The sequence below is a fragment of the Streptomyces sp. Y2F8-2 genome, from assembly GCF_014905555.1.
In the GTDB taxonomy this organism is placed as follows: domain Bacteria; phylum Actinomycetota; class Actinomycetes; order Streptomycetales; family Streptomycetaceae; genus Streptomyces; species Streptomyces cynarae.
In genome coordinates this window covers 348,802-365,931 of record NZ_BNGS01000004.1, presented here as the reverse complement: position 1 = coordinate 365,931, position 17,130 = coordinate 348,802, and the positions used below count along the sequence as shown (strand labels likewise).

Annotated in this window: 12 protein-coding genes; 9 read left to right on the top strand and 3 right to left on the bottom strand. The window is 72.5% G+C overall.

Annotated elements, in window-relative coordinates; all coding sequences use genetic code 11:
• Nucleotides 1–13 precede the first annotated feature (13 nt).
• From SY2F82_RS15980 to SY2F82_RS15970, 3 genes are all read left to right on the top strand, one after another.
• The gene (locus tag SY2F82_RS15980) at nucleotides 14–1,255 is read left to right on the top strand and encodes a cytochrome P450 (protein WP_200419740.1); all 1,242 of its coding nucleotides are present in this window, start codon (nucleotides 14–16) and stop codon (nucleotides 1,253–1,255) included.
• Between the two features lie 151 nt (nucleotides 1,256–1,406).
• Complete coding sequence (locus tag SY2F82_RS15975) at nucleotides 1,407–2,492, top strand: YihY/virulence factor BrkB family protein (protein WP_200419739.1); 1,086 nt, start codon at nucleotides 1,407–1,409, stop codon at nucleotides 2,490–2,492.
• Nucleotides 2,493–2,682: 190 nt separating this feature from the next.
• Nucleotides 2,683–3,876 carry a hypothetical protein gene (locus tag SY2F82_RS15970; protein ID WP_236041487.1) on the top strand — a complete coding sequence of 398 codons (1,194 nt, stop codon included), beginning with the start codon at nucleotides 2,683–2,685 and terminating at the stop codon, nucleotides 3,874–3,876.
• A 63-nt stretch (nucleotides 3,877–3,939) separates the two neighbouring features.
• Here the strand turns inward: SY2F82_RS15970 and SY2F82_RS15965 are convergent, their stop codons facing one another.
• Complete coding sequence (locus tag SY2F82_RS15965; RefSeq protein ID WP_200419738.1) at nucleotides 3,940–4,419, bottom strand: SRPBCC family protein; 480 nt, start codon at nucleotides 4,417–4,419, stop codon at nucleotides 3,940–3,942.
• Nucleotides 4,420–4,598: 179 nt separating this feature from the next.
• On the opposite strand from SY2F82_RS15965, the gene SY2F82_RS15960 reads away from it, so the two are divergent.
• The 3 genes from SY2F82_RS15960 (at nucleotide 4,599) to SY2F82_RS15950 (ending at nucleotide 7,939) form a co-directional block, all read left to right on the top strand.
• Nucleotides 4,599–5,780: a PP2C family protein-serine/threonine phosphatase gene (locus SY2F82_RS15960; protein ID WP_200419737.1), complete on the top strand. Its 1,182-nt coding sequence runs from the start codon at nucleotides 4,599–4,601 to the stop codon at nucleotides 5,778–5,780.
• A gap of 191 nt (nucleotides 5,781–5,971) precedes the next feature.
• Entirely contained in the window at nucleotides 5,972–7,636 is a 1,665-nt protein-coding gene (locus tag SY2F82_RS15955) for an alkaline phosphatase family protein (RefSeq protein WP_200419736.1), read from the top strand.
• A 165-nt stretch (nucleotides 7,637–7,801) separates the two neighbouring features.
• Nucleotides 7,802–7,939: a hypothetical protein gene (locus SY2F82_RS15950; protein ID WP_200419735.1), complete on the top strand. Its 138-nt coding sequence runs from the start codon at nucleotides 7,802–7,804 to the stop codon at nucleotides 7,937–7,939.
• An 82-nt stretch (nucleotides 7,940–8,021) separates the two neighbouring features.
• Here SY2F82_RS15950 and SY2F82_RS15945 read toward each other — a convergent pair whose 3' ends face one another.
• The gene (locus tag SY2F82_RS15945; RefSeq protein WP_200419734.1) at nucleotides 8,022–8,405 is read right to left on the bottom strand and encodes a hypothetical protein; all 384 of its coding nucleotides are present in this window, start codon (nucleotides 8,403–8,405) and stop codon (nucleotides 8,022–8,024) included.
• Nucleotides 8,406–8,591: 186 nt separating this feature from the next.
• Here SY2F82_RS15945 and SY2F82_RS15940 point away from each other — a divergent pair, with 186 nt between their 5' ends.
• Nucleotides 8,592–12,989, top strand: coding sequence for an HAD-IC family P-type ATPase (locus SY2F82_RS15940; protein ID WP_200419733.1), 4,398 nt, complete (start codon nucleotides 8,592–8,594; stop codon nucleotides 12,987–12,989).
• A gap of 310 nt (nucleotides 12,990–13,299) precedes the next feature.
• Entirely contained in the window at nucleotides 13,300–14,760 is a 1,461-nt protein-coding gene (locus SY2F82_RS15935) for a C40 family peptidase (protein WP_236041485.1), read from the top strand.
• An 18-nt stretch (nucleotides 14,761–14,778) separates the two neighbouring features.
• Here SY2F82_RS15935 and SY2F82_RS15930 read toward each other — a convergent pair whose 3' ends face one another.
• Nucleotides 14,779–15,837, bottom strand: a complete 1,059-nt coding sequence (locus tag SY2F82_RS15930; RefSeq protein ID WP_236041483.1) for an NAD-dependent epimerase/dehydratase family protein — start codon at nucleotides 15,835–15,837, stop codon at nucleotides 14,779–14,781.
• Nucleotides 15,838–15,958: 121 nt separating this feature from the next.
• Between SY2F82_RS15930 and SY2F82_RS15925 the strand changes: the two genes are divergently transcribed.
• A complete protein-coding gene (locus SY2F82_RS15925) occupies nucleotides 15,959–17,062 on the top strand; it encodes a PP2C family protein-serine/threonine phosphatase (RefSeq protein ID WP_200419731.1) in 1,104 nt (367 codons plus the stop codon).
• Nucleotides 17,063–17,130: the final 68 nt, after the last annotated feature.

Here is a 17,130-nt window from a genome sequence, read left to right as displayed (position 1 = left end):
CCTAGGACCACTCATGACGCACGCCTCGCTCCTGCACCGGATCACCGATTACGCCAACCGCGCGAACCCCTATCCGCTGTACGAGGAGCTCCGGAGGACTCCGGTGCTGCACGAGGAGGACGGCGGTCCCTACCTCGTCGGTTCGTACTGGGACATCCTGGGCCTGTTGCATGACCCGCGGATCAGCTCGGACGCCGGCAACCTCGCCGCGGCGGGAGCCGACGAAGGGGTCGGGGCGGAGGAGACGGGGCTGCCGCCGAGCTTCATCCGCCTCGACCCTCCGGAGCACGACCGGCTGCGGCGGATCGCCAACCGGTCCTTCGGGCCTCCGCACTGCCCCCGCCGGATCGACGCGATGCGCGGTGAGCTCGCCGGGATCGTCACCGGGTTGATCGACGGCTTCGGGGACGCGCGGCAGATCGATCTGGTGGACCAGTTCGCGTACCCCTTCCCGGTCACCGTCATCTGCAGGCTGCTCGGGGTACCGCGCGAGGACGAACCGCGCTTTCGCGCCTGGGTCGAACCGATCGTCGCCAGTCTGGATCCGCAGACGCAGACGGGTGAGAACGAGGCCGAACGGCTGCAGTCCACGCGGGAGGCGCGGGTGCAACTGGGCCTGTATCTGGCGGAGCTGGTCGAGCAGCGGAGGAGGGAACCCGGGAACGACATGCTGTCCGAACTGGTGACGAGCCACGGCCCCGACGGCCCGATGACGACCATGGAGGTGCTCAGCACGTCGGTGCTGCTGCTGATCGCGGGCCACGAGACGACGGTCAACCTGATCACCAACGGCATGCTCACCCTTCTGCGGTACCCCGAGTTCCTGCGCAAACTGCGCGACGACCCGGGCCTGGCCGTGAACATCGTGGAGGAGCTGCTGCGTTACGAGCCTCCCGTGCAGCTCGTGCCGCAGCGGACCTGTATCGCGGACATCGAGGTGCGCGGGGTGACGATTCCGAAGGGTTCGAGGATCTGGCTCGTCCTGGCCGCGGGCAACCGGGACCCGGAGCGGTTCGAGGACCCCGACCGGTTCGATCCGTACCGGGGCGACATCCAGCACCTCGGCTTCGGCAGCGGCATCCACGCGTGTTTCGGTGCTCCGCTGGCTCGGCTGGAGGCGCAGATCGCGCTGTCCGAACTGGCCCGCAGACTCGACGATCCCCGTCTCCTCGAGGACCCGCCGCCCTACCGGCAGAACGCGGTGCTGCGCGGGCCGCGCCATCTGGCCGTCGGCTTCGAGGGTCTGCGTCCCTAGGGTCTTTCGTTTGGATCAGGACGGATCAGGGCGCGGTGCCAGGCCCCGCGAGCCCGGCATGATCCAAACGAGAGGCCCCAGGGGGCGTCCGACAGTTGCCGTCGGCCGTGCCGGCGGAGTGGTCTGGCGCGGTCGGGTTACCCGCCGACCCATGACTCGCCTGCTGAAACGAGAAGACAAGGATCACCGAGCGCGCCATGGCCACCGACGGTGGGCGGCGGACCACCGTACCGGGCCCGCCGCGGATTCCACCGCCGCGCCGCCCGGACCGGACCCGGAGGTGGAGCACAAGGCCCCGGACGCGCCGACCGAGTTGCCCCGGCGATCGTGGTGGGCGGTGCTCAGGGGCACGCTGCGCGAGTTCGGGAACGACGAACTGACCGACCGGGCCGCGGCCTTGACCTACTACGGGGTGCTGTCCCTCTTCCCGGCCATGCTGGTGCTGGTGTCCCTGCTGGACATCGCCGGGCGGTCGGCGACCGACAAGGTGCTGGCCAACCTCAAACAGTTCGCCCCGGGCGCGGCCCGGGACGTCATCACCCGGGCCGTGGCGCAGTTGCAGGGACACAGCGGCGCCGGGTCCGTGATGGCGTTCGTGGGCCTGGCGTTGGCGCTGTGGTCGGCGTCGGGTTACATCGGCGCTTTCATCCGCACCGCGAACGCCGTCTACGACATCCCCGAGGGCCGGCCCCTGTGGAAGGTCCTGCCCCTGCGGCTGGCGGTCACCGCCGTGCTCATGGTGCTGGCCCTGGCGAGCGCGTTGATCGTGGTGTTCACCGGTGGACTGGCGCACCAGGTGGGCACGGCACTGGGGATCGGGCACACGGCGCTCATGGTGTGGTCGATCGCCAAGTGGCCCGTCCTCGTCGCCCTGGTGACGATCATGCTGGCGATCCTGTACTGGGCCACACCGAACGCCAAGGTCCACGGCCTCAGGTGGATCACACCGGGCAGCGTGCTGGCGCTGGTGCTCTGGATGGGCGCGTCCGGTGGGTTCGCGGTCTACGTCGCCGCCTTCTCCTCGTACAACAAGACCTACGGCACCATGGCGGGCGTCATCGTCTTCCTGGTGTGGCTGTGGATGGGCAATCTGGCGATCCTGCTGGGCCTGGAGTTCGACGCGGAGACCGCGCGGCAGAGGGCCATCGCCGGCGGCCTGCCCCCCGACCAGGAGCCGTACACCGAGCCACGGGACACCCGCGCGTGGGACGACGAGGACCGGCGCCGCGTGGACTGAAGCACGGTTCGGCCCGCCGGGAGAGCACTGTTGCCCGCCCGTCGTTTCGGAAGTTCGCGCGCGGATGTCGGAAGGGAGCGAACCCCCGGACCGCTTCGATCATCTTCCTTCGGGGACCGTGGCGTTCCCGGTCGGTCGCAGGGGACAGGAGCCGATCGGCCGCTGGGGACAGGAGCCGAAAGGAAGGGCCGTGCCGGTCATCAGTCAGCGGGTGCACCTGGTGCTGCTCGCCGCCTGGACAATCGTCTGGTTCGCCGTGGTGGAGCGGCACGGCGGATTCTCCTGGCACTATCTGCAGCAGGGCGGGAAGCTGCTGTTTCAGGGCACGGGCCGCGACGGCGGTCTGAACCTGTACGCGCACCACCCCGAGCTCCAGATGGGCCCGTTCAGCTTCCTGGTGGCGGGTGTGTTCAACCCGTTCCCCGACGACGTGGGACAGTTCCTGGCCGCTGCCCTGATGTCCGCGCTCGGCCTGGTGATCCTGGTCCTCGCCGGACGCAGCGCCGCCTCGTACTTCCTGGGCACGGGGACCAACCACCAGCGGCTGCGGCAGCGCGTGCTGATCGCGGGCCTGGCCTTCATCCCCATGTGGATCGAGGTGTCGGTCCGCTTCGGGCACCTCGACGACGTCCTCGCGCTGTTCTTCACCGCCCTGGCCGTACGCTCGGTCACCCTCGGCAACGCGGCGGGGACCGGCGTCTTCATGGCCCTGGCCATGGACTCCAAACCGACGGCGCTGGCCTTCCTGCCACTGCTGCTCGCGCTGCCCAGACACCAGTGGCTGCGGGCCGGTCTGTGGTGCGCAGGCCTGGTCGCGGTCGTCTGGCTGCCGTTCTTCATCGGCTCCCCGCACACGATGGCCGCGGCGCACTTCACCATCCCCAACCAGCCCGCGTCCGCGCTGCGCTGGCTCGGCGTCGGCGATCCCCAGACACCACCCTGGGACCGCCCCGCGCAGGCCGTGGTGGGTCTGACGCTCGGCTGTGTCGCCGTCTGGCGCGGCCGCTGGGCCGCGGTGGTCCTGCTCGGCGCCAACGCGCGGATCGTGCTGGACCCCAGCGTCTACACGTACTACACCGCGTCCGTCCTGCTGGGCACGCTGCTGTGGGACGTGATCGGCCAGCGGCGCCTCGTCCCCTGGTGGAGCTGGATCGCGCTGCTCACCCTGTACGGCAGTGTGTTCGTCGTGCCCGACGACTCGGCCCGCGGTCTGATCCGTCTGGGCTTCGTGGCCGTCTCCACGGCGTACGTCCTCTTCTGGCCGGTACGCGACCGAGGCGACCGGCGCTCCCGCGGCCGGGGTCGGCCGCGACGGCCGACCACGCCCCCGGCGCAGCGGAGCCGGGACGCGACCCGCGGCGAGCCGGAGGCGACGCTCGGCTGACCGGCACGCAAAGCGCCCCGGCCGCCCGGGAGGCGACCGAGGCGCTTTGGGGGGTGGACGGTGTCAGATGGACGGGCCACCGGCGTCACCGGGCTGGATGCGGCCGCGCCAGGCGCCGGACTCGCCGCCACGCTGCTCGATGAACTCCTTGAAGCGGCGCATGTCTCCCTTGACGCGCCGGTCGATCACTCCCAGCATGTCCGCGGTCTTCTCCGCGGCTCCACCGGGTTCGACATCCATCACGAGCTCCACGCGGGTGTGGGTGTCGTCCAGGCGCTGGAAGCGGACCGAACCCTTCTGCCGGGTGTCGCCGCTGGTGGTACGCCAGGTGATCCGCTCGTCGGGAAGCTGGTCGACGATCTCGGTGTCGAACTCCCGCCGCACTCCGCCGATCTTGGTGGTCCAGTGGTTGTGGCGGTCGTCTAGCTGCGTGACCTCCTCGACGCCCTCCATGAAGTTCGGGAACTCCTCGAACTGCGTCCACTGGTTGTAGGCAGTGCGAACCGGAACCTCGACTTCGACCGTTTCCTTGACCGTGCTCATCTGCGCCTCCTTCTCACTGATCGACCGCAGCGGGGTGTCGGCCCGCCGCATGGATCTCGGCACATTGCGGCGGGTACCCAAGATCCGTCCCTTTACCGCTGCGGGATGACATCGGTACGCGGGGCAAAGTGAGCGGCACGCGGTGGCCGCCCCACCGGCGGCGAGGCAGGGTGGAAGGCATGGGTCCCCGTCTGGGCCTGCCCGGCCGGCGGCAGCTGTGGCACTCGAGCCATGCGCTGCTGTTGCTCCCGATCGCGCTCATCGTGGTGATCACGGTGGTGGACATCCACTCCCCCACGGACATCCACCTGGGACCGGCACTGGTGATCGCCCCGGCGCTCACCCTGTCGTTCGCCGGCCCCCGGCTGACCGGCCTCGTCGGGGCGCTGGCGGTGGCGGCACAGTTCGTCATCGCCGTTCTGCACGGCGGGCTGACCACCACCAACCACATCGTGCAGTTGGTCACCCTGGCCGTGCTGTCCACGCTGACCGTGATCTACGGCGCGATCCGCGAGCGGCACCACGCTCAGCTGGCCCAGGTCAGATCCGTGGCCGAGGCGGCGCAGCACGTCCTGCTGTGGCCGCTGCCGGAGCAGATCGGCCCCCTGAGGGTCGCCTGCCTGTACCTGGCCGCCGAGGACGAGGCACAGATCGGCGGCGACCTGTACGCGGCGACCCGCACCGACGCCGCGGTGCGCGTCCTGATCGGCGATGTGCGCGGCAAGGGCCTGTCGGCGATCGGTGAGGCCGCCCTGTTGCTCGGTGCGTTCCGGGAGGCCGCCCACCGGCAGGCCTCACTGCTGGAGCTGGCCGCCTCCCTGGAACAGAGCGTGACCCGGTACCTCGCCGACTTCGAACCCCCCGAGGAGTTCGGGGAACGGTTCGCCACCGCCCTGCTGATGGAGGTCTCCGACACGGACCCGATGACGTGGATGACCAGCTGCGGGCACCCCCCGCCGCTGCTGCTCAGTCCCGGGCATGTCGTCACCGTGCCGAGCGTGCACCCCGCTCCGCCGATGGGCATCGGCGGGCGGCCGGCGGAATACACACTGGACGTGTTCTCCTTCGAACCCGGTGACACCCTCCTGCTGTACACCGACGGCGTGATCGAGGCGCGCGATGCCCTCAACCGCTTCTATCCGTTGGCGGATCGCGTCGCCCAGTGGACGCAGGCCGGCCCCGAGACGCTGCTGCACCACGTCCGGCGCGACCTCCTCGCCCATGCCGGCGGGCGCCTCGACGACGACGCCGCTCTCGTCGCCCTGCAACGCGCCCCGGTCACCCACCGGGGCAGCCGCCAGGGGCGGATCATCCATGCCGACGGCTTCCGTCACCGCCCGGGACCGCGGACGGACGGGTGAAACGGACGACGGGTGAAGGGGGCGCGCCGCAGGACCCGCCCGGCAGTTGCCCTTCGCCACTTTGCGCGCACCGTTGCGTTTCTTGGGCTGGGCACGGTGCGGAAGTCCCCTTCCGTACACGTTCTCCCCCTCCGATATCGGTGCACGGTCCGCAGACTTCCCCCTGCTCCGTACAGCTCGAGGAGAACCCCTTGTTCAGACGTCCTGCCCGTCCCGTCACGGCGGTCGCCGCCGCACTCGCCGCCGTCGGTGCGCTCACCGCCACGGCCACCGCACCCGCCTCGGCGCACGCCCCCGTCGCCCGCGCGGGCGCCGCGGCCCGGCATGTCCTGCTGCTGTCGGTCGACGGCCTGCACCAGTCCGACCTGGCCTGGTACGTCGCCCACCACCCCGACTCGGCGCTCGCACGGCTCGCCACGGGCGGCGTGGAGTACACCCACGCGAGGACCACCGTCCCCTCCGACTCGTTCCCCGGCATGATCGGCCAGCTCACGGGCGGGAATCCGGGCACCACGGGCGTCTACTACGACGACACCTACAGCAACGCCCTCCTCCCGGCGGGGACCACCAGCTGCACGGGTGCCGAGCCCGGCGCCGAGGTGGACCTCACCGAGGACCTCGACCGGAACAAGGACTCCCTGGACGCCGGACAGGGGCTGGCCGGACTGCCCGGCAGCATCCTGGACATGACCGGTGACGCCCGCTCGCTGATCGACCCGTCGAAGCTGCCGGTCGACCCGAAGACGTGCAAGCCCGTCTACCCGCACAGCTACCTGAAGGTGAACACGGTCTTCGACGTGGCCCGCACGGCGGGGCTGCGCACCGCCTGGTCCGACAAGCACGTGGCGTACGAGATTCTGGACGGGCCCTCCGGCACCGGTGTCCAGGACCTGTTCGCCCCCGAGGTCAACAGCGCGGCGACCGGCTATCCGGCGGGCGACGACTGGACGAAGGACAACGCGGCGACCGAGCAGTACGACGACTACAAGGTGCGGGCCGTCCTCAACGAGATCGACGGCTACGACCACAGCCGCACGCACACGGTGGGCACCCCGGCGGTCTTCGGCATGAACTTCCAGTCCGTGTCGACCGCCCAGAAGCTGCCCGGCTCCGACGGTCTGACGGGTGGTTACCTGGCCAAGGGGGTGCCCGGCCCGCTTCTGGTGAAGAACCTGGCGTTCGTCGACAAGGAGGTCGGGGCGTTCCTCGCGGAACTCCGCAAGCGGCACCTGGACGGCAGTACGACGGTCATCCTGTCGGCCAAGCACGGGCAGTCGCCGACCGACCCGAAGGCGCTGACACGGATCGACGACGGTCCGCTCCTCGACGGCCTGAACGCCGCGTGGAAGGCCGCGCATCCGGGCGCCGGCGACCTGGTCGCGCACGCCGTGGACGACGACGCGATGCTCCTGTGGCTCGCCGACCGGTCCACGGCCGCGACCGATTTCGCCAAGGCGTACCTGCTCGCCCGGTCCGGCATCGGCAACGGGATCGACGGCACGGCCAAGCCCTTCACCGCGAGCGGGCTGAAGACGTTGTACGCCGGTGCGGCGGCCGCCCGCTACTTCCACGTGCGGCCGGGCGACGCGCGTGTGCCGGACCTGTTCGGCACCACGCAGTACGGCGTCGTGTACACCGGCGGCAAGGGCAAGATCGCCGAACACGGGGGCGCCCACGCCGACGACCTGGACGTCCCGCTCGTCGTTTCCGGCGCCGGCGCCCCGCAGGGTGTGCGGGTCGGCGGCTCGGTGGAGACCACGCAGATCGCGCCCACGATCCTGCGGCTGCTCGGGCTGAATCCCGAGGCCCTGGACGCGGTACGGGTCGAACACACCCGCGTGCTGCCGACGCGCTGACGGGGACCGGGCGGGGTCGCGGTGTCCGCGGCCCCACCCGGGGACGTTTTCCGTTTGTTCACCCAAGCGACATCAGAAGTGCTCCTCTATGGCACCCGTCGCCACAGAAAGGCCTGCATTGTCGGATATCGGACACCCGCATCCGAGCACAGAAAGTCGACCGACATGGGCCAGATTCTTGTAGCAGTGGCGACGAAGATCGGCGCCGCGCTGGCCGAGGCGCTCATCCTGCGCCTTGTATGGCAGCTGTGGGCCGCATACGCACGGCACCAGCGCGCGGCCACTACACCGGCCGCCGCCTGACGCACGACGACCGCCACGGTCCGCCGCCGACAGGCGTCGGTGCCCGGCGGCGGTGCCGCCGGGCGCCGTGGGCCGGGTCGTATCAGGCCGTCCGCCTCGCCGAGGCACGGCTTCCACCGTTGTGCCCGGCCGCCGTTTCGGCGCCCCGTTCGCCCGTCCTGCCGCCGCGCAGCAGCCAGGTGGCCCCGCCGACGGCCAGCGCCACCGGCCATTCCAGCGCCCCCGCGACCGCCATCGCGGTCAGCCCCCCGTAGAACACGAGGTCCTTGCCGGACGGTACGCCGGGCATCCGCGACGTCGCCTCCCTGGCGGTGCTGGTCAGGTCGTCCCTCGTGATGTACGGAATCCTCAGCGAGGGGTGCACCGTACGCGTGTGAAGGTGCAGGCCACCGCCCTCGTGCGTATGGGTTTCCGCCGGCTGCTTCCGGGTCTCTTCACGCGGTGTCGTTGCCGCTGTTCTGGCCATCCCCCTGTCCTCCTCTCACGGAGTCGGTGTGGTGTGCCACTTCAATTCTCGCGCGCTTCGCCCGGCGTGCGCTGTGCGATCTGGTGGAAATAGGAGGTTTGTCAGTATTTCGGTTGAAGTAGGCGGTTTGCGGCTACTCGCGTCATTCGGAGCGGGTGTCGGGCCGCAGGGAGCGGGTGATGCGCTGTGGCACTGCCGGGACGGCGACTGCTGCGGTCCGTCGTGACCTCCGCCACCGCCTCGCTGTGGGACGGCACACGCAAACGGGTACGCCGATTCGAAGGGCGTCTCCACATCGCCGTACGCGGCCTGAGCCACGGTGAGCTGCCCCATGCCTCGGCCGCGAAGCTGGCCGAGGAGGTGGAGCGGCGGCTCACCGGGCTGCCGGGCGTGACCTGGGCCGTGGTGAACACCGTGCTGGGGCATGCCGTCGTCGGCACGGACGACTCCTTCGACCTCGAGGAGCTGGTGCCGGCCCTGATCGACGCAGTCGAGGAGGTGGAGAAGGCCCACGGGCTCGAGCACCCGCTGCCCGACCATCCGGCCTCCGGCCGCACGACCCGGCGAGCGGCCCTGGCCGTGGCGGTTCAGGTGGCGGCCGCCCCCCTGGCCGCCGTAACGGGTCTGGCCCGCCGGGCGCCACTCCCGTCGTCGGTCACGGCCCTCATCCCGCTCATCGACGTCCACCCGAGGCTTCGGGCGATGGTGGACCGGGCGATCGGCACCGACAACGCCAATCTGCTGCTGCCCCTGCTGGCGGCGGTGGGCCATGCGGGCTCCGGAGGTGTGGTCGGGGTCGTCGTGGACACCGTCCGGCACACCCTGCGGGTGCTGGAGGCGAACGCGGAAGCCGCCGCCTGGGCCGCGGCCGAGCCCCGCCTGGCCGGCAGTTCCGCTGCCGGGTCCCATGGCCCGATGCCCGCCCCACCGCCCCGTGAGACACCGCTGCCGCCGGGGCCGGTCGAGCGCTACGCCGACCAGGCCGTCCTGGTGGCGGCGGCGTCGTTCGCCGGATCGCTGCTGGTCACCCGGCGCCCGGCCAGGGCCGCCGGCGGTGCGCTCGCCGCGATCCCCAAGGCACCGCTGCTGGCCCGCGAAGGCTTCGCCTGTTCCCTCGGCCGGGGCCTGGCCCGCAAGGGCGTTCTCGTGGCGGACTCCGGTGCGCTGCGCCGGCTGGACCGTATCGGCACCGTGCTCCTCGACACCGGCGTTCTGGCCACCGGGTCCCATGTGCTGGCCGATCTGGTGCCCCTCGACGACGACGCGCCCGTGGGCGACCTCGCCGCGCGGGCCCACCGGCTCTTCGACGGTTCCGCGCCCGAGAAGCCGGCTCGTGACGGCGAATGGGCCCTGGGCCCGGTCGAGCAGCTGTCCCTGCAGGGGCGCACCGGAGCGCGCGAGCGGGATCGGCTGCACCGCGGCGGGGCACGGCTCGTGCTGGGGCTGGCACACGGGCGGCGGCTGCTCGCCGTGATCAGTGCGGTGCCGCAGATGCACGACGCCGCCGGCACCTTCGTCCCCACGGCGCATGCCGCCAAGCTGCACGTGGTGGCCGCCGGGACGCACGCCGCCGACCCGGCCGTACGCGAGGCCGACGCGGTGCGCGCGGCGGACGAACGACTGGTGGACTGCGTCCGGGACCTCCAGCGTGAGGGAGAAGGCGTGCTGCTGATCTCCCGGGACCGGGCGGCCCTGAGCGCGGCCGATGTCGGGGTCGGTGTCGCCGGCCCGGACGGGACGCCGCCCTGGGGCGCGCATCTTTACGTGGACGCCGATCCGGCGGCGGCCGTCGTCATCGTGCGGGCCTGCCGCGGTGCCCGCGACAGTGCGCGGCGCGGGGTCCGGATCGCCGAGGCGGCCGCCGCCGTCGGCGCGACGGCGGCGCTGGCCGGGCGGTCGGGGCGGCCCGCGGCGCGCGGCGTGACGGCGTTCAACGTAGCGGGCGCCCTCGCCACCTGGACCGGAGTCTGGTCGGCCGTACGCCTGCTGCGGCGGCCCTCGCCGGTGACCGCCGCCTCCCGTGGCCCCTGGCACGCGATGGACCCGGGCACCGTGCTCGAGCGGACCGGGAGCGCCGAGGCCGGGCTGACGGACGAGGAGGCGCAGGCGCGGGGCACCGCACCCGGCGAGCAAGCCCCCACGTCGTCGCCCGTGCGGGCGTACCTCACCGAGATGGCCAACCCGCTCACGCCCGTTCTCGGTGCCGGGGCGGCCATGTCGGCGTCGGTGGGCGCCGTCCTCGACGCCGTCGTCATCGTGGCGGTCACCGCCGTGTCCGGACTCGTCGGCGGGTTCCAGCGCTACCGGACCGACCGGGCGGTGGCCCGGCTGCGCCGCGAGTCGGGTGTGATGGCCCGGGTGCTGCGGAACGAGCGGGAGACCACTGTGCCCGCCCATCAGCTGGTCGTCGGCGATGTCGTCGTCCTGAGCGCCGGCGACGTCGTACCCGCGGACGCGCGCCTGCTGGAGGCGCACCACCTGGAGACCGACGAGTCGGCGCTCACCGGCGAGTCGCTGCCGGTGGCCAAGGCCGTCTCGCCGGTGCTGGCCTCGGACGTCGCGGAGCGCACGTCCATGGTGTACGAGGGCACCACCGTCGCGGCCGGCCGCTGCCGCGCGGTCGTCGTCGCGACCGGTACGGCGACGGAGGCGAGCCGGGCCGCGGTGATGGGCCGGGGTGCGGCCGCGCCCGCCGTCGGGGTGGAGCGCAGGCTGGCACGGATCACCCGCGGCACACTGCCCGTGGCCCTCGGCTCGGCCGCCGCGGTGATGGTGGCCGGAACGCTGCGCGGGCGCTCGACGCGGGAGACGGTGGGCGCGGGCGTGGGGCTGGCCGTGGCCAGTGTCCCGGAGGGACTGCCGTTCCTGGTGTCGGCGGCCCAACTCGCCTCCGCCCGCAGGCTTTCCGCACGGGGCGCCCTGGTCAGGGATCCCCGTACGATCGAGGCGGCCGGCCGTACCGACGTCCTGTGCTTCGACAAGACCGGAACCCTCACCTACGGACGGATCTCCCTCGTCGCCGTCTCGGCGGACGGCGACAGCCGGCCCCTGGAGTCGCTCGGCGACGAGCAACGCGCCGTCCTCGCCGCCGCGTTGCGGGCCACCCCTCACCCGCATGGCGGTGCCGGATTCGAGCACGCCACGGACGGGGCCGTCACCGCCGGCGCCGAGGAGGCGGGCGTGCGACGGACGACGAACGTGCCCGGCTGGCGGCGTGTCTCCGGTCTGCCGTTCGAGCCGAGCCGCGGCTTCCACGCCACGATGGGCCGGTTCGGGGAACGCCGGATCCTGTCGGTGAAGGGCGCGCCGGAGGAGGTGGTCGAGCGCTGCGCCACCCGTGGCGGCCGGCCGCTGGACCAGCGGGAACGCGCGAACGTGCTCGCCGCCGGCGAGAAGCTGGCGGCCGAGGGCCATCGCATCCTCGCGGTCGCGGAGCTGCGGGGTGCGGCCGGCGAGGAGCTGAGCGACGAGACGGTGCGGGGGCTGGACTTCGTCGGGTTCCTCGCCTTCGCCGACCGGGTGCGCGGCACCGCCGCCGAGGCGGTGCGCCACCTGGTGGACGCCGGGGTGCACATCGTGATGATCACCGGGGACCACCCGGGCACGGCCGGCGCGATGGCCGCCGAACTGGGCGTCCTGGACGGCAGGCGGGTGGTGACCGGCACCGAACTCGACGACCTGGACGACCGGGCACTCGACGCCCTGTTGCCCGATGTCGGGGTCGTCGCGCGCGGTACCCCTGTGCACAAGGTGCGCGTGGTGCAGGCGTTCCAGCGCCTGGGACGCACCGTCGCGATGACCGGGGACGGCGCCAACGACGCGCCCGCGATCCGGCTCGCGGACGTCGGCATCGCGTTCGGGACGCGCGCCACGCCGGCGGCGCGCGCGGCGGCCGACCTGGTGGTCACGGACGACCGGCTGGAGACGGTGCTCGCCGCGCTGGTGGAGGGCCGCGCCATGTGGGCGTCCGTGCGGCAGGCGCTGGCGATCCTGGTCGGCGGCAACCTGGGCGAGATCGCCTTCACCCTCCTCGGCGCGGCCGCCACCGGGACCTCTCCTCTGACAGCCCGTCAACTTCTGCTGGTGAACCTGTTCACGGACCTGGCGCCGGCCATGGCGGTCGCCCTGCGCCCGCCGCGCCCCGAGGCCGCCGAGCGGATGCTGCACGAAGGACCGGAGGTCTCCCTGGGCACGGCCCTGACCGAGGAGACCGTGTGCCGGGCCGTCGCCACCGCCCTCGGTGCCACCGCCGCCTGGATCGTCGCCCGGTTCACGGGCCGCGCGGTGCGCGCCCGCACGGTCGCCCTCGTCGCGCTGGTGGGCACACAGCTCGGGCAGACGCTGCTGGCCGGCGGCCGGAGCGGGGCGATCGTCGGCTCCTCTCTCGGGTCGCTGGCGGCGCTGGCGGCCGTGGTGCAGACACCGGTGCTCAGCCAGTTCTTCGGCTGCACGCCGCTCGGCCCGCTCGCCTGGGGCATCGCGCTGTCCACCGCGGCGGCGGCGACGGTGAGTTCGCTGTTCCTGCCGCCGCTGATCGGCCGGATCCGGACCGCGCTTCCGCTGCCGCCCCTCGTCAGGGCGTAGACGGTAGCCGACAGAACACCTTCCGGAACGTCAAAACCTTTTCATGAACGACAAGATGAAAATCACACCGACGTCTCGGACATTTCGCGGCTCAATCTTCACGCGAGGCACACAAGTTGGCTAGGTTGTCCGGCAGGCCGCACGACTCCCTCCGGCGAACGTCGCCGGGTCGCACGGCCTCCGCCGAGGGCACGGGCCACAGGGCACGCCTTCCGGAGCCTCCAGCCCGAACCTTCTCCCAGCGCCCCGAACGGCCTGGGGGCGCTGCACGGCCGACCCGGCAGGCGGAGCACGGAAGGAGTACGTCCCCATGGCGCAGCGCGACTCCGAGGGGCCGAGCCGCGACGAGGTCCAGCGGCGGATCCAGAGCCTCTACGACCGGGCCGAGACCGCCACCGGGAACTTCAACGCGACCCGCGCGATGTCGACGGGGACCCGCAGGCGCACCGACCCGGTCCTCGGCAGACAGCGCAGGCACAGCGATCCCGCGCTCGACGACGTCGTCCGGGAGTGGTTCGACGCGGCGCGCGCGAAGCTGGGTCCGACCGTCCCGGCGGTGCTGCCGACGGACAGGATGCCGGACGGGGCGGCCGGGGACGGGCCCGTGATCCCGGCGAGGCGGCCGGGGGACGAACTGCCCGCCCTCGAGCGGGCGAACGCGGACCGGCCGGTGCGGGAACTGACCGCCGGACCGGCTTCCGGGTCGGACCGGACGGTCAGGGAGTTGACGGCCGGGCCGGTGGCCGAGCTGACGGCCGGTCCCATGGCCACGTTGCCTGACGCGCCCGCGTCGCGGCAGGAGACGCCGCGGGCCCTGCCGGGGGCTCCCGCCGAGTCGGGACGCTCCACGCCGACCACCGCCAAGGAGCGGAGCCGGCGCAAGCTCGCCGCGGCCCGGGAGATGCTGGACCGGCACGCGGCGCAGCAGGGCCCGGCGGGTGGCGGCTGGGGCACGCCGCAAGCGCTCGGTGACAGCGGGCAGGCCTGGCAGCGGGGACAGACGGCCGGAGGCGCGGCGGTCCTGCCGGGTATGTCCCCGGCTGCGGACCTCGCCCTCACCTCCGTTCCTTCTGCCGTGGGCCCGTCGCCCATCGCGCCGTCCCTGGACACGTCGACCGCGCTCGCCGTGCCGGCGCCCCCGGCCACCACGCCGAGCCCAGTCACATCCACGGCATTCGCCGTGCCGGCGCCGCCGGCCACCGGGCCCGGCCCGGCCCCCACGACCGCCTTCACCATGCCGGCACCGCCGGCCACCGAGCCCGTCCCGGCCGCCTCGATGCCGCTCACCGGTCCGGACACCCTCGCCGCCACGGCCCCGTTCGCCGCCACGGCACCCGGAGCAGTCCCGGCGCCCGCCGTCCCCGCGCTTCCGGTCGCCGACGCCTTCGTCGGCCTGTCCGACACGGGGTACGGCACCAAGGCCGCGAAGGCGCTCGCCTTCGCCCGGGCGCAGATCGGCAAACCGTGTGTGTGGGGTGCCACCGGGCCCGACTCCTACGACGCCGCGGGCCTGACCCAGGCCGCCTGGAAGGCCGCCGGGGTCGTGCTCCCCCGCACCGCTCCCGACCAGGCGGCCACGGGCACGCCGGTCTCCCTCACCGCTCTCCAGCCGGGGGACCTGGTCTTCTTCCATGACGGCGCCGGCCATGTCGGCATCTGCACCGGCAACGGCATGATGATCCACGCGCCGGGCCCGGGAGCCTACATCCGTGAGGAGTCCCTCCACTACGCCGGCCAGTCGGCGATCCACGGGGCGGTACGGCCCGCCTGAGGCCGGGGCGCCCCGACCTCAGCGTGCCCGGCGTTGCCGTCGCCAGGTCTCGTAGTGGTCCAGCAGCGTCTCCTCGATCGGGCGGTAGGTGATGCCCAGTTCCCGCACGCTCCTGCTGTTGTCCACGCGGAAGCGGATGCCGAGGTGCTTGCGGATGTAGTCCTGGCTCAGGCCGAAGGCCGGGCCCAGGACGCGTACCGGCCAGTGCGGCAGCGCGGTACGGGGCAGGCGCAGGTCGCGGGGGTACCGGGTGCGGATGATGCGGGACATCTCGTGGAAGGACGTCATCGTCTCGGCGGCGACGATGTACCGGCCCTTCGCCGCGGGGCGCTCCGCGGCCGCGATGTGCGCGTCGGCCACGTCGCGGACGTCGGCCGTGGTGAAACTGAAGTCGGGGGCGCCGTAGAAGAAGTAGCCCTTGAACAGCTCGTCGAGCAGGAACAGGCTGCCGGATTCCGAGGCGGGGGTCAGTGACGGGCCGAGGATCAGGCCGGGGTTCACCGACACCATCCGCCAGCGGCTCTGGGCCGCCTCCGCCGCCCGGGCCTCCCGTTCGGCGAGCGTCTTCGCGTAGTGGTAGGGGTTGTTCTCCACCGTGCTGGTGGTGTTGACGTACTTCTCGGAGAGTGTCCGGTCGTCCATGGCCAGTACGTCGATGTAGTCGCCGAAGATCGCGCCCACGGTGGACGTGAGGACCAGCCTCTCGACGGTCGCGGTCCGCTCCACGCTCGCCAGCACGTTGCGGGTGCCGTCCACGGCCGGTTCGACCATGTCCCTGTGGCCGTCCTTGATCTTCTCCGGCATGCGGAACGGCGACGCGACGTGGAAGACCACACGGCAGCCGCTCATCGCCTCGTCGAAGGAGCCCGGCCGGAGCAGGTCCGCCTCGACGAGGGCCAGCCGGCCGGGGAACTCCTGCTGGAGCCTGTGCAACGGCAGCAGCTTGGCCGGGTGCGCGGCGCTGCGTACCGTCGCGTGCACCTGGTATTCCCGCTCCAGCAGCCGTCGGACCAGATGGCTTGCGACGAATCCGCTGCCGCCGGTCACCACAGCCGTCCTCGCCCCGTCCGCGCTCACGCTGTCACCTCTCGACGCCTGCCCTGACGCACCGGACGGCGGAACGATACGCGCAGCCCGGCACATGCACGAGGCCCTGCGCCGACGTGCGGCGGGCCGCTCGGCGTAGGAGCGTTGAGGTGTGCGAAGCGTGCGTGCCGTGCCGGGGCGCCGGGAGGCGGACGGCCGGAGCTGGCTGCGCGGGGCGCCGCCCCCGCGGTCGGTGCGGGCGCTGCCGCTGGTGCTGCTGATCGTCGTGTGCGTCGCCACGCTCGTCGCCCCCGAGCCCCTGGACATCGGCTTCCTGCTCGGCGCCATTCCGCCGCTCGCCGTGCTGTCCTACGGGCCGTTGACGACCGCCGCGCTCGGCGTCCTGGTCATCGCCCTGCAGCACGTCCGGGTCTTCCATCTCGACCACCCCGGCAACACCGACCTGCTCACCATCAGCTTCGTGGCGCTGCTGAGCGTGTTCGTGTCGTATGTGCGCAGCCGCCGTGACGCCCAGCTCGACCTCGAACGCACCGTCGCCGAGGCCGCCCAGCGCGCCGTCGCACCCCCGCTGCCGCCGCGGGTCGGACCGGTCCGCTGCACCGGGCTCTACCGGGCCGCGCAGCGTGGGACGCTCGTCGGGGGCGACTTCTACGACGTACGCGCGGGCCGCGCCGGGGTACGGGCGGTGATGGGCGATGTGCAGGGTCACGGACTGTCGGCCGTGGCGACGGTCGCGTCACTGCTCGGCGCGTTCCGGGAGGCCGTCCTCGACCAGCCCGACCTGCCGTCGGTCGCCGCGTGCCTCGACCGCAGGCTCCTGGTGGACTCGGGGGACGCCCGGCTCGGGGAGCTGTTCGCGACCGTGGTGCTGCTCGAGTTCGCCCCCGACGCCCGTACGGTACGGATCATCGTCTGCGGCAGTCCGGCACCGGTTCTGCTCCAGGACGGCAAGGCCACAGAGGTGCGGGTCACACCGGGAACACCGCTCGGGCTCGGCCTGCCCCAGGCAGGCGGGTACGACGAGACCACCTGCCCGATCCGGAGGGGGGACCGGCTCTTCCTGGCCTCCGACGGCATCTGGGAGGCCAGGGACTCCACCGGCGCGTTCTATCCACTGATCGACCGGCTTCCCCGCCTCGCCGACGACGACCCCGAGGTCATGACCGAGCGCGTGTGGACCGATCTCGTGGAACACTGCGGCAGTGTCCGCGACGATGTGACGATGCTCCTGCTGGCCCCAGAGCCGAAGCCATAAGCCCGCCTTATGGGGTCATAGAGCGGACCCGCGTACCAACTTAGGATTGCCTTAGCTTAGGGTTCCCG

What these genes read in the sequence shown, in the direction of transcription:
- SY2F82_RS15980 (WP_200419740.1), top strand. Translation starts at nt 14, where the DNA reads ATGACGCACGCCTCGCTCCTGCACCGGATCACCGATTACGCCAACCGC.
- SY2F82_RS15975 (WP_200419739.1), top strand. Translation starts at nt 1,407, where the DNA reads ATGACTCGCCTGCTGAAACGAGAAGACAAGGATCACCGAGCGCGCCAT.
- SY2F82_RS15965 (WP_200419738.1), bottom strand. Translation starts at nt 4,419, where the DNA reads ATGAGCACGGTCAAGGAAACGGTCGAAGTCGAGGTTCCGGTTCGCACT.
- SY2F82_RS15960 (WP_200419737.1), top strand. Translation starts at nt 4,599, where the DNA reads ATGGGTCCCCGTCTGGGCCTGCCCGGCCGGCGGCAGCTGTGGCACTCG.
- SY2F82_RS15950 (WP_200419735.1), top strand. Translation starts at nt 7,802, where the DNA reads ATGGGCCAGATTCTTGTAGCAGTGGCGACGAAGATCGGCGCCGCGCTG.
- SY2F82_RS15945 (WP_200419734.1), bottom strand. Translation starts at nt 8,405, where the DNA reads ATGGCCAGAACAGCGGCAACGACACCGCGTGAAGAGACCCGGAAGCAG.
- SY2F82_RS15935 (WP_236041485.1), top strand. Translation starts at nt 13,300, where the DNA reads ATGGCGCAGCGCGACTCCGAGGGGCCGAGCCGCGACGAGGTCCAGCGG.